General features: G+C 72.5%; 10 protein-coding genes. All 10 read right to left on the reverse strand.

Features of this window, described 5'->3' with window-relative positions; genetic code table 11:
- Positions 1 to 56: 56 nt before the first annotated feature.
- Positions 57 to 1,079 carry a sugar phosphate isomerase/epimerase family protein gene (locus Pen02_RS37890; RefSeq protein ID WP_203871026.1) on the reverse strand — a complete coding sequence of 341 codons (1,023 nt, stop codon included), beginning with the start codon at positions 1,077 to 1,079 and terminating at the stop codon, positions 57 to 59.
- Positions 1,076 to 1,963 (reverse strand): SCO3242 family prenyltransferase, encoded by an 888-nt coding sequence (locus Pen02_RS37895; RefSeq protein ID WP_203871027.1) that lies wholly within the window; start codon positions 1,961 to 1,963, stop codon positions 1,076 to 1,078. Before Pen02_RS37895 ends, Pen02_RS37890 begins: the two co-directional genes overlap by 4 nt.
- Complete coding sequence (locus tag Pen02_RS37900) at positions 1,947 to 3,116, reverse strand: inositol-3-phosphate synthase (protein WP_203871028.1); 1,170 nt, start codon at positions 3,114 to 3,116, stop codon at positions 1,947 to 1,949. The genes Pen02_RS37895 and Pen02_RS37900 overlap by 17 nt, the downstream gene beginning before the upstream one ends.
- Before the next feature lie 773 nt (positions 3,117 to 3,889).
- Positions 3,890 to 5,065: a Gfo/Idh/MocA family protein gene (locus tag Pen02_RS37905; RefSeq protein WP_203871132.1), complete on the reverse strand. Its 1,176-nt coding sequence runs from the start codon at positions 5,063 to 5,065 to the stop codon at positions 3,890 to 3,892.
- A 54-nt stretch (positions 5,066 to 5,119) separates the two neighbouring features.
- Complete coding sequence (locus tag Pen02_RS37910; protein WP_203871029.1) at positions 5,120 to 6,202, reverse strand: substrate-binding domain-containing protein; 1,083 nt, start codon at positions 6,200 to 6,202, stop codon at positions 5,120 to 5,122.
- A 114-nt stretch (positions 6,203 to 6,316) separates the two neighbouring features.
- On the reverse strand, positions 6,317 to 7,447 hold the full coding sequence (locus Pen02_RS37915; RefSeq protein ID WP_203871030.1) for an ABC transporter permease: 1,131 nt from the start codon (positions 7,445 to 7,447) through the stop codon (positions 6,317 to 6,319).
- Positions 7,444 to 9,126 (reverse strand): sugar ABC transporter ATP-binding protein, encoded by a 1,683-nt coding sequence (locus Pen02_RS37920; protein ID WP_203871031.1) that lies wholly within the window; start codon positions 9,124 to 9,126, stop codon positions 7,444 to 7,446. Before Pen02_RS37920 ends, Pen02_RS37915 begins: the two co-directional genes overlap by 4 nt.
- A 70-nt stretch (positions 9,127 to 9,196) precedes the next feature.
- On the reverse strand, positions 9,197 to 10,375 hold the full coding sequence (locus Pen02_RS37925) for an ROK family transcriptional regulator (protein WP_203871032.1): 1,179 nt from the start codon (positions 10,373 to 10,375) through the stop codon (positions 9,197 to 9,199).
- A gap of 221 nt (positions 10,376 to 10,596) precedes the next feature.
- Entirely contained in the window at positions 10,597 to 11,547 is a 951-nt protein-coding gene (locus Pen02_RS37930; RefSeq protein WP_203871033.1) for a YihY/virulence factor BrkB family protein, read from the reverse strand.
- 117 nt (positions 11,548 to 11,664) lie between these two features.
- Entirely contained in the window at positions 11,665 to 12,474 is an 810-nt protein-coding gene (locus Pen02_RS37935) for an ABC transporter permease (protein WP_203871034.1), read from the reverse strand.
- Between the last annotated feature and the right edge of the window lie 32 nt (positions 12,475 to 12,506).

A 12,506-nucleotide genomic window follows, 5' to 3' on the forward strand; every position in this document is an offset into this window, starting at 1 on the left:
CCCAGGCGTGTCGTTCCGGTGTGGATGGTGGTCGCGGTCCCCCCGGTGGTGCTCGTTCAGACCGGCGTGCCGGCCACCGCCCCCGGACGACCCCGCCCGCCGAGCCGAGGTCGCGCGGCCGGCACGGCGCCCGCCCCGCTGTCGGGGAGCCCGGCCTCGGCGGCGGCGGTGCGGAGAAACTCGATCGAGTGTGCCGCCACCGACGGAGCCGCGTGCGAGTGCCGGGGCAGCTCGACGGCGACCAGCCCGGCGTAACCTGCCTCTGCCAGCGCCCGCAGTACGGGCGGGAATTCGATCTCGCCGGTGCCGAACTCCAGGTGCTCGTGCACATCCCGGCGCATGTCGTCGATCTGTACGTTGACCAGGTGCGGAGCCACCTGCGCCACGCACTGCGGCACCGGCAGCGGCTCCAGGCAGCGGCAGTGTCCGATGTCGAGGGTGATGCCGAAGCGTGGCGGCTCGCCGAGTGCCTTGCGCAGCCGCCACCAGTCGGCGATCTCGGCGACCAGCATGCCCGGCTCCGGCTCGAACCCGAGCACCATCCCGGCGGCGTCGGCGACGTCGACCAGTTCGGCGCAGCCGGCGACGAGCCGGTCCCAGGCGGTCGCCGGGTCGACCTCGGCCGGGCGTACCCCGGACCAGAAGGAGACCGCCTCGGCGCCCAGGTCGGCCCCGATCGCCACGGCCCGGCGGAGGAACTCGACCCGCAGCGCGTTGTCGTCGTGCAGCAGCGTCGGCGCGTGCTTGTGCCAGGGGTCGAGCAGGTAGCGGGCCCCGGTCTCGATCACCACGCCGAGGCCGTGCGCCGCGAGGCTCCGGCCGACCGCCGCCACCCGGGCCGCCAGGTGCGGCCCGAACGGGTCCAGGTGGTCGTGGTCGAGGGTCAACGCCACACCCTGGTAACCGAGGTCGGCGATCACCCGCAGCGCGTCGTCCAGCCGATGGTTGGCGAACCCGTTGGTGCCGTAGCCGAAGCGCAGCCCGGGTAGCCCGCCGGGGCCGGCGCTCGGATCGGCGAGACCGGTCGGGCCGGGCGTCGCCAGCCGGCCCGGTGCGGTGGAGTCGGCAGCGGCGGTCATGTCGGCGAGACCAGTCGGGCTAGGCGGCGGCCGAGCGGGGCGGCGGCGGCCACCGCGACGCCGAGCACTGCGGCACCGGCCCGGGCGACCAGGGCGCCCTGTAGGGCGGGCAGGCCGGTGATGCCGGCGCCGACCGCCGCCCGGACCTTGGACGCCTGCGGGTCGGCCGCGACCCGGGCCTGCGCGGCGCCGTACTGGAGGCCGTACCAGCCGGCGAGCGCGGCCGGGACCAGGGTCCGCCAGTTGGGGCTGCCGGAGGCTGCGGCCGGGTCGGCGGTACGGGGCCGGGCGACCGCGGCGGCGGCCACCGCGGCGGTACCGGCCAGCGTCGCCGCCGGCAGCGCCCGGGTCGCGCCGGAGACCTCCCGCCGGGACAGTTCGGTGACCGTGTACGTGTGCGCGGCCACCGTCAACGCCGCCGGCACCGCCCGAGCCACCCGGCCACCGCTGGCGCCGAGCAGCACGTCCAGCCCTCGGCAGGCAGCCATCACCGCCGGCCCGGCCGGAGTGTTCTTGGCCCGCAGGTCGTACGCCCAGACGGCACCGGCCAGCGGCACCGCCACGGCCAGCGCCCGGCGACCACCGGCCAGCCCGGCGAGCCCGATCCCGGCGGCGGTCAGCCCGGCCGAGACGCCGAGGGCGAACCCGGGTGAGACCCGTCCACTGGGGATCGGCCGTTCGGGCCGCTCCTTCGCGTCGAGTTCGCGGTCCGCCCAGTCGTTGGCGGCCATCCCGGCCCAGTAGAGCAGCACCGACGCGCCGGCCAGCCCTGGTACCCGACGGTCCAGCGCGTCGGCGGCGGCGGCACCGGCCACCACGTCTCCGGGTACCGAGAGCGCGGCGGGCGCCCGGACCAGTTCGGCCAGGTCACGCAGCGACGGCATCCGAGTCCCCCGAAGTCGGCTCGGCGTCGAGCTGCCGGACGAAGGCGCGCAGCGTGGCCCACTGTTCGGCGAGGGCGTGCGGCACCTCGCCGAGCGGATCCTTGAAGAAGAACGCCAGTTCGGGCAGGGGGCCGGTCCGGCCGGCCCGGTGCGCGGCGGCGGTCAGCCGGGCCAGGTCGAGGACCAGCGGTGCGGCCAGCGAGGAGTCGCAGCCGTGCCAGGTGAACTCCATCCGCATCGGGGTACCGAGGAAGCCGGCGAAGGTGACCAGGTCCCAGGCGGTCTTGAAGTCGCCGATGTCGTCGACGTACTCGATCCGGGTGTTGCCCTGCGGCACGTAGCCGAGGGTCTCGCCGAGTACCCGCTGCTTGCTGGCGGACTTGGCCGCGTTCGCCGCCGGCTCGGCCAGGTTGGCGCCGTCGCCGCCGCCGAGCAGGTTGGTGCCGGACCAGCTCCGTACCCGCAGGTGGCGCATGGCGAACATCGGGGCGAGGACCGACTTGACAAGCGTCTCGCCGGTCTTGCCGTCGTGCCCGGCGTACGGGACTCCGGCCCGCTGTGCCAACTCGGCGAGCGCGGGCAGCCGGGCACCGGTCGACGGGGTGAAGTCCACGTAGGAGCAGCCGGCGGTGAAGGCGGCGTAGGCGTACGCGGCGCTGGGCGGCAGCGGGCTGCCCTCGGCCAGCGCGGCATCCAGATCGGACAGCCGCTGGTACGCCGGATGCGCGGCCGGGGCCGGCTCGGTCGAGGAGACGTTGACCACCACCACCCGGTCGAGCCGGTGGCGTTCGCGGAAGCCGGTCAGGTCGGCGACGACCGCCTCGACGACGGCGGCCTGCGGGCCACCGGTCGGTGCCGGCCGCAGCTCGGCTTCGAGGGCGCCGATCTCGCCGGCCAGCGCCGCCACCAGCCGGGCCGGCAGTACGCCCGCCTCGGCCAGCGTCTCGGCCTTCTTGACCAGCGGCGTGGTGGCCACGTCGTGCCCGCCGAAGACCAGGTCGGCCAGGGCTGGCAGGGCCGCGCTACGCAGGGCCGGCAACTCGGTCACACAGCCGGTCGGTTCGGCCAGCCCGGCCCGCAGGGCCAACGCCCCGACCATGCTGGTCACCGCGACCGAGCCACGTCCGCCAACCAGCCAGACACCCGTACGCATCAGTGCTCCTCCCTCCGGTGCCGGCACGGCCCTGGGCCGACCGGGGGTGTACGACGACGACCGGGGTGCCATCCGCCGGATCAACTCGCCGATACTGCCTATCGGGACATCTTGCCGGGTGATCGAGAAAAGCGCCCCGCCCGCCCGACCGTCGCGGTGGAACATCCCGTGCGGCAGCGCCGGAGTCGGCGGCAACGACACTGCTCGGGTCCGTGACCGTGCGGGCGGACGGGGCTTGGTAGGCAGGGCCGGTCGGCGTCGCGGTCCTGCCTCCCCCGATCCAGGGCGACCGGCCGGCGGGGGTTGCCGGTCGGGTCGCGATATCCCTGTGGAGTTGTGCCACCGCCGCCCACTGTGGACGGTGGGGCGAAGTCGTCGGGGCGACGGGGTCGGGCGGGTCGCCGGACCCCGGTCGCGGGTTCGGGTCCGGTCCGGGACGTCGGACCGGCGGTACCACCGGTTGGGGGTCAGCCGGTGTGGTTCCGGCGTCCGGTGCGGCCGGGGAATCCCGGTCCGGCCGCACCGGACGGCCGTGTCACCTGTCGCACGCCACGCCCGGAGCAGGGCTCCGGCGCGTACGCGCACTCCTTCCGGATCGACCTCCATCCGGTCGCGGGGCGCAACCGCGGCCGGACCCTCGCCGGTCACTCCGGAAAGTCTCGGGTCGGGGTCGCCGGCCCGAGGGCCGGGCCACCCGACGGGTGGACAACTACCTCCGGCGGTGCCGGCTTCGCGCCCGAGGACGGGAAGCCGGCGTACGCCGGTCGAACGGGTTACGCGGTGACCGGGGCGGGCACCTGCTCCACCGCCGTCCAGGACGAGCCCAGCTCCGCCGACCGCGCCACCGCGTCCAGCACGAGCTGGACCTGGAGCGCGTCGGCGAACGAGGGAGTCGGGTCCGACCCGGTGGCGATCGCCGCGAGGAAGTCCCGCAGCTCGTGCGTGAACGAGTGCTCGTACCCGATGATGTGCCCCGGCGGCCACCAGGCCGCCATGTACGGGTGGTCGCCCTCGGTCACCAGGATCCGCCGGAAGCCCTGCTCGGCGCCGGGTTCGGTGGCGTCGAAGAACTCCAGCTCGTTGAGGCGTTCGAGGTCGAACGCCACCGAGCCGAGCGAACCGTTGATCTCGACCCGCAGCGCGTTGCGCCGTCCGGCGGCGAACCGGGTCGCCTCGTAGGTGGCGAGCCCGCCACCGTCGAGCCGGGCCACGAAGACCGCCGCGTCGTCGACGGTGACCTGCCCCATCGCGGCACCGGCGCCGTCGGCCGAGGCGGCCAGGCCGCTCGACTCGGCGGGCAGCGGGCGCTCCTTGACGAAGGTCTCGGTGATCGCGCTGACCCCGCTGATCCGCTGCCCGGTGACGAACTGGGTCAGGTCGATGATGTGTGCACCGATGTCGCCGAGCGCACCGGACCCGGCCTTGTCCTTCTGGAGCCGCCAGACCAGCGGGAACTGCGGGTCGGTGATCCAGTCCTGCAGGTAGACGGCGCGGACGTGCCGGATCACGCCGAGCCGGCCGGAGGCGACCAGCTCCCGCATCAGGCTGACCGCGGGAACCCGGCGGTAGTTGAACCCGCACATGGCCCGTACGCCCACCGTCTGGGCCTTGGCCGCCGCGGCGGCCATGGCCCGAGCCTCCTCGACCGTGTTGGCGAGCGGCTTCTCGCACAGTACGTGCTTGCCCGCCTCCAGGGCCGCGATGGTGATCTCGGCGTGGCTGTCGCCGGGGGTGCAGACGTCGACGATGTCGATGTCGTCCCGGGCGATCAGCTCACGCCAGTCGGTGGTGTGCCCGTCCCAGCCGAGCCGGCCGGCCGCGTCGGCGACCTTGGACTCGTCCCGGCCGCAGACCAGGGCCATCCGGGCCCGTACCGGCAGGTCGAAGACGCGGTTCACGGTCCGCCACGCCTGTGAGTGCGCGGCGCCCATGAACGCGTAGCCGACCATGCCGACCCGCAGTTCTTTCTCGTTCGTGGACAAGGTGGGTCTCCCCCCGGTGTGTCAGAACCCGAGCTTGGTGTACGCGCTCGCGTTCTCTTTCGTGATCGTCTCGGAGGCCAACGTGATCTCCTTGGGCACCTGCAGCTCGACCAGGTCGGACATGCCCTTCCCCTGGCCGATGAGCCGGGCCAGCGAGATCGCCGACGAGGCCATCGAGGGGCTGTAGGTGACCGTTGCCTTCAGGACGCTGTTGTCGGCCGCGATGGCCTGGATGGCCGCGAGGGAGCCGGCACCGCCGACCATGATGAACTCGGAGCGGTTGGCCTGCTTGACCGCGGCCAGTACGCCGATGCCCTGGTCGTCGTCGTGGTTCCACAGCGCGTCCATCTTGGGCAACGCCCGGAGGAGCTGCGAGGCTTCGGCCTGGCCGGTGTCGGCGGTGAACCGGGCGGCGCGCCGGTTGGCCACCTTGAAGCCGAGCACGGCCAGCTCGGCGGCGAAGCCGGCGGACCGCTCCTTGGTCAGCTCCAGCTCGTCCATGCCGGCGATCTCGCCGATGATCGGGTTGGTGATGCCCTTGGCCTTCATCTGCTCGCCGATGTAGCGGCCGGCGGCGACGCCCATGCCGTAGTTGTCGCCCTTGATCTGGAGCCGGTAGGCCAGCGCGTCCGGGAACGCCCGGTCCAGGTTGACCACCGGGATGCCGGCCTTCATCGCCTCCAGGCCGGAGGCGTTCAGCTCCTTGCCGTCGTGCGGCAGCATCACGATCACGTTCGGCTTCTGCGAGATCAGCGTGGACAGTGCGGCCCGCTGGGCTGCCGCGTCCGCGCCGGCGGCGACCGTCTTGAACTCGACGTCCGAGAAGACCTTCGCCTGCGCCTCGGCGTTCTTGGTGATGGCGGCGAGCCAGCCGTGGTCGGCGGCCGGCGCGGAGAAGCCGATCACGACCTTCTGACCGGGGGCGCTGTTCGGGTTGGCCGAGCTGTCCGCCGCCTTGACCTGCTCGTTCCCGCCGGAACCGTCGCCGGTGTCGTTGCTGGTGCAGGCGGTGAGCAGGGCGCCGGCGCCGACCGCCGCCCCGCCGAGCAGCAGCCGGCGGCGGGACAGGTCGCGCACCGGCCGGAGCGGATCGTGCTGGGTCATGACGACCTCCTGATATTCGACTTCGTGTGGGGTGAAGGGTGGGTGGGGTCCGCCGGCCGGTGACCGGGTACGGCCACCGGCGGCGGGCGCCACCGGGGGATGTGCTGCGGTGCGTCAGTTCGTCGAGCTGAGCTTGTTGCGGGCGAGAAGCTGGGTCAGCGACTTGAACCGGAACTGCTGGACCAGCACGGCGGCGACGATGATGCCGCCCTTGACCATGTTCTGCGCCTCGGTGGAGAGGCCGTTGATGGCGAACAGGTTGGTGATGGTGGCGAAGATGATCACGCCGAGCAGGGAGCCGACGATGGTGCCCCGGCCGCCGCTGAGCAGCGTGCCACCGATGATCGCCGCGGCGATCGCGTCGAGTTCGTAGAGGTTCGCCATCGCCGCCTGCGCGGAGTTGGCCTGCGCGGTGAGCATGATCGCGGCGATACCGCAGCAGAGGCCGGAGAGCGCGTAGAGCAGCATGCTGTGCCGGCGTACGTTGATGCCGGCCAGCCGGGCCGCCTCCGGGTTGCCGCCGACCGCGACCGTACGCCGGCCGAAGGTGGTGCGGTTGAGCAGCACCCAGCCGGCCGCGACCACTCCGGCGAGGATGTAGACCAGCACCGGGATGCCGAGGATGTCGTTGCTGGCGATCCCGTTGATGGTCGCGTTGTTGGAGACCTGGGTCTGCTTGTCGGAGATCTCGGCGGCGAGACCCCGGGCGGCGACCAGCATGGCCAGGGTGGCGATGAACGGCACCAGCCGGCCGTACGAGATCAGGAAGCCGTTGACCAGGCCGACGCAGACCGCCACCACGATCGCGGTGAAGATCATCCCACCGGCGCCGTAGCTCTGGGTCGCGACCGTGGTGCTCCAGACCCCGGCCAGCGCCACGATCGCGCCGACCGAGAGGTCGATGCCGCCACCGATGATCACGAATGTCATGCCCACGGTGACCACGCCGACCACCGAGGCCAGGGTGAGGATCGACATGATGTTGTCGCCGACCCAGTTCATGTCGCCGTAGAGGTCGGGGCGGGTGATGATGCCGATGATGATCAGCACCACCAGTACCCCGACCAGGCCCAGGTTGCGCCGGAACGACTCACCCGCGTCGCCGCTCCACCGACCGTTCCCGTTGCCGGGCGCGCCGGCACCCTTGTGCGCCGGCGCTCCGGCCGGCGCCGGCGACACCGGCGTGGGCCGGTCCGCCGGCGGCGCCGCCGCGGCCGGCGCGGCGGTCTCGGTACGTTCGGTCACGCTGGCGCCCCCTCCATAAGCGACCCCGCCATGACGAGGTCGAGCACAGTGTCTTCGTCGAGTTCTCCGGCCGGCGCCTCGTGCACGACCCGGCCCTCCCGCATCACCAGTACGCGGTCGGCCAGGCCGAGCACCTCGGGCACCTCGCTGGAAACGAGCAGTACGCCCACTCCCCGGGCGGCCAGCGCCCGGATCACCTGGTAGAGCTCGGCCCGGGCGCCCACGTCCACGCCCCGGGTCGGCTCGTCGAGCAGCAGCAGTTTCGTGTCGCCGAGCAGCCAGCGGCCGACGACGACCTTCTGCTGGTTGCCGCCGGAGAGCGTCCGGACCGGTCGCCGGACGTCCCGGGGCCGCAGCTCCAGCCGGTCGGCGACCTCGTTCGCCTCGGCCCGTTCCCGGCCCGCGTCGGTGAAGCCCAGCCGGGCCCAGCGGGTGAAGGTGGCCAGCGTGACATTGCGGTAGACCGGCTCGCCGAGCAGCAGCGCCTGGCTCTTGCGCTCCTCCGGCGCCATTCCCATCCCGGCCCGGACGGCGGCGCCGACGCTGCCCGGCCGGACCTGCCGGCCGGCCATCGACACCGTGCCGGAGCTGGCCCGGCGGGCGCCGAAGATGGTCTCCAGCAGTTCGGAGCGGCCCGAGCCGACCAGGCCGGCGATGCCGACGATCTCACCGGCGTGCACGCTCAGCGAGACGTCCGCGAACTCGCCCTCCCGGGCGAGCTGGCGGACCTGGAGCAGTTCGTCGCCGGCCGGCGCGTCGGCCGGGCGGTCCGGGAAGACGTACTCGATGGTCCGGCCGGTCATCCGGCTCACCAGGTCGCGGGTCGGGGTGGTCCGGGCCGGCAGGTTCGCCGCCGTGGTCCGGCCGTCCTTGAGGACGGTGACCCGGTCGCCGATCTCGCGGATCTCCTCCATCCGGTGCGAGATGTAGATGACCGCGATGCCCTGGGCGGTCAGCTCCCGGATGATCCGGAACAGGTTGCCAACCTCGTCGTGGGCCAGCACGGCGCTCGGCTCGTCCATGATGATCAGTCGCGCCTCGTGCGAGAGCGCCCGGGCCATGCTGACGATCTGCTTGCCGGCGGACGGCAGCGTGCGGACCATCCGGCGGGGCGGGATCTCCGGGTGCCCGAGCCGGGCCAGGATCTCCCGGGTACGCCGGGCCATGTAGCCGCGCCGGACGAAGCCGAACTGCTTCGGCTCGTGCCCGAGGAAGGCGTTCTCACCCACCGACAGGTCCTCGACCAGGTCGAGTTCCTGGTAGATGGTGGCGATGCCGGCCTTCATCGCGGCCTGCGGGTTGCCGAACGAGACGGCCTCGCCGAGCCACTCCACCTGCCCGGAGTCGGGCTGGTGCGCGCCGGAGAGGATCTTGATCAGTGTCGACTTGCCGGCACCGTTCTGGCCGAGCAGGCAGTGCACCTCGCCGGCCCGCACCTCCAACTGCACCCCGTCCAGGGCGCGTACCCCGGGGAAGGTCTTCACCACGTCGGTGAGCCGGAGCACGACCTCGCCGGGCACCGTGTCGGCGGGCGGGGTGACCAGTGGCGGCGGGTCGCCGGCCGGACCGGTCCCGTTCGGGCTGTCGACGCCGTCGGGGGCGTCCACCGCGTCCGGGTTGTCGACGGCGGTCGGCCCGGCGGCCTGCACCTGCTCGTCGGGGCGCTTATCGTCAGTCATGACGTCTCCTCGGCGCGCTCGTCGTCACGACCTGACCGACTGAACTGGTCGATGCTTCCACTCCGCTCGATCATGACGCCTCCGCGAAGGCGACGTCGGTGGCGAGTACGGCCGCGCCGGTGACCCCGGCCCGCGGACCGAGCTCGGAGAGCACCACCGGCAGGTTGCCGGTGGCCAGCGGCAGTGAACGCCGGTAGACCACGCTGCGAATCTCCGCCAGCAGGATGTGGCCGAGCTGGGCCAACCCGCCGCCGATGACGATCATCGACGGGTTGGCGAAGCTGACCAGGCCGGCGAGTACGCCGCCGACCCGTCGCCCGCCGTCGCGGATCAGCCGGATGCAGGTCACGTCGCCCTCGATGGCACCCTCGGCGACGTCGAGCGCGCTGACCGAGCCGGTCGCGGCGAGCCGCTCGGCCAGGGCCGGCGAGGCACCGCTGCGGGCCGCAGCCAGGGCCTCCTTGGCCAGGGCCGCGCCGCTGAACAGCGCCTCCAGGCAGCCGACGTTGCCGCACGAGCACATCGGGCCGTGCGAGTCGACCTGGATGTGCCCGATGTCGCCGGCACAGCCGTCGGTGCCCCGGTAGACCTCGCCGGAGAGGTAGATCCCGCAGCCGATCCCGGTGCCGATCTTGACGAACAGGAAGTCGTCGACCGAGTGCGCCACCCCGCCGTGCCGCTCCCCGATGGCCATTATGTTGACGTCGTTGTCCACCACCGCCGGGCAGCCGTGCTCCCTGGTCAGCAGCTCGCGTACCGGGAAGCGGTCCCAGCCGGGCATGATCGGCGGGGAGACCGGTACGCCGTCCCGGAAGCTCACCGGCCCCGGTACGCCGATGCCGACGGCGTGCAGCCGCTCGTACGCCCCGTCGACCTTGGCCTTGTGCAGGAGTTCGTGTACCCGTTGCAGGATGACCTTGGGGCCGGAGCGGATGTCGGTCGTCTCGGCGTACGCGGCGACGGGTTCGAGCCGGCCGTTCACCACCTCGACGTCGATCGAGCTGGCGCCCAGGTCGACGGCGGCGAACCGCAGGTCGGGGCTGAGTTCGACAAGCGTGGAGCGGCGTCCGCCCCGGGAGGCGGCCAGTCCCGCCTCCGCGACGTAGCCGAGGCCGACCAACCGCTCCAGTTCGGCGAGCAGGCGTGGCCGAGGAATCTGCAAACGGTCCGCGAGCTCGGCCCGGGATACCGCGCCCTCGTCGCGCAACAGCCGCAGCAGCCGCAGATGCAGCGCTTCCGGGGTGCGCACAGGGAGTCACCTCCGTCAGGCTCACGTTCACGTCGACGCAACGCCAGCGCGTTGTGTTCGACACAGTAGGAGCCTTCCGGAGTGGATGTCTAGAGCTTCATCCAAGATGACGCTAACTTTTGTCCTAACGGACGAAAGTTAGTTGTTGATCAAGGAAAGGCGTACCCGGTCCGGGGCCGCCGCCGGGCCGGCCACCGCTCGCCCGGCGTGCCCCGAAGTCCTCACTCGCCGTCCCGATCGCGGAGCTTCCGGTCGTCCCGGAGCGACAGGTACGGCTCCCGGTCCGGCGACCCGCCCAACCGGATCGTGCGCTCCCGTTCCAGCTCCGCGCTCAACTCGGCACCGAGCAGGATGGCCAGGTTGGAGAGCCAGAGCCAGACCAGGAAGACGATCACCCCGGCCAGCGAGCCGTACGTCCGGTTGTACGAGGCGAAGTAGCCGAGGTAGAGCGCGAAGCCGGCGGAGACGACGGCCCAGACCAGCACCGCGAAGACACCACCGGGACTGATCCAGCGGAACCGCTGACGCGCGTTCGGCGCCGCCCAGTAGAGCACCGCGAAGATCAGACTGACCAGCAGCACCAGTACCGGCCACTTGCCGATGTCCCACGCCGTCACCCCGGCCTCGCCGACCCCCAGTCGCCGGCCCACCTGGGCGGAGAGCCGCCCGCTGAACACCAGGAGCACCAGGCCGATCAGCACCAGCAGCCCGACCAGGGCGGTCAGGCCGACCCGGAGCAGCAGGGTACGGGTGAGCGGTCGCCCCTCCGGCACGTCGTAGATCGCGTTGGCGGCCCGGGTGAAGGCGCCGATGTAGCCGGAGGCCGTCCAGAACGCGCCGAGGATGCCGAGTACCGCGACCAGGCTGGCCGCCCCGGCACTGCCCTGCACCTGGGTGATCCCGGTGAGCAGGATGTCCCGGGCGGACGGCGCGGGCACCACGTCCCGGACGACGTTCTGCACCCCGCGCACCGCCGCGTCGCCGAGCAGGCCCAGCACCGCCACCAGCACCAGCAGGGCTGGGAAGAGCGAGAGCACCCCGTAGTAGGTCAGCGCCGCCGCCCAGTCCGTGACGTTGTCCGCCTGCGCCTCGCGCAGGGTCCGGCGCAGCACCCCGGCCCAGGCGCTGCGGGGCAGCCGCCCCGGCGACGTGGCCGCCCGCTTGCCAGTCATGCCGCCTCCTCGGACGACGCCGCCGGGCGGTGCGAACCACCGCCGTCCCGGCCCTACCGGTCAACTACTTAAAGTAGTCACCCGAGGCGGTCGCGTCGGCCCAACGGCGGTAGCCGCTCACTTGCAGAGCAGCCGGCCCATCCGGCGACCGGCGACGACGAGACCGAGCGCGGTGATCCCGAGCAGGTAGCCGACGTCCACGAGTTCGCCCCAGCCGCCGCCCTCCACCGTGATGCCCCGGACCAGGTGCACCGCGCGGTAGAGCGGGGTCACCTCGACCACCCAGCGCAGCACCGACGGGTACGCCTCGGCAGGTACGAAGGTGCCGGAGAAGAGGAACAGGGCGAACTGGGCCGAGCCCATCAGGTCGAAGTCCTGCCAGCTCCGCATGAAGGTGGAGAGCGCCATCCCCAGCGCGCCGAACGCGAAGCCGACCAGTACGGCGGCCGGAAAGGCGACCAGCGCCCGTACCCCGCTGGTCAGGTCCAGCCCCACCATGACGGCCAGGAACGCCGCCGAGTAGAGGCTGCCCCGCAGCATCGCCCAGCCCAACTCGCCCAGCGCGATCTCGAACGGCTGCACGGGGGTGGCCAGGATCCCGTCGTACAGCTTCATGTACTTCATCTTGCCGAAGAAGTTGAATGTCGTTTCGGCCAGCGCCCCGCTCATCGCCGAGGCGGCCAGCATCGCCGGTGCCACGAACGCCGCGTACGAGACGACGGTGCCGGTCGGCAGCGTCAGGTCGCCGACCAGCGCCCCCACCCCGACGCCGATGGAGAGCAGATAGAGCAGCGGCTCGAAGAAGCCCGAGATCAGCACCACCCAGTACGCGGACTTCAGCGCCGCGACGTTGCGCTCGGCCACCGAGACCGAGCGGCGGGGTGCGCCCTCGAAACTGATCAGCCGGGGCAGGACGATGCTGACCACGGAAGCCTCTCTCTGCTGGTCGGAACGGTCGA

The sequence above is a fragment of the Plantactinospora endophytica genome, assembly GCF_016862915.1.
GTDB lineage: Bacteria > Actinomycetota > Actinomycetes > Mycobacteriales > Micromonosporaceae > Plantactinospora > Plantactinospora endophytica.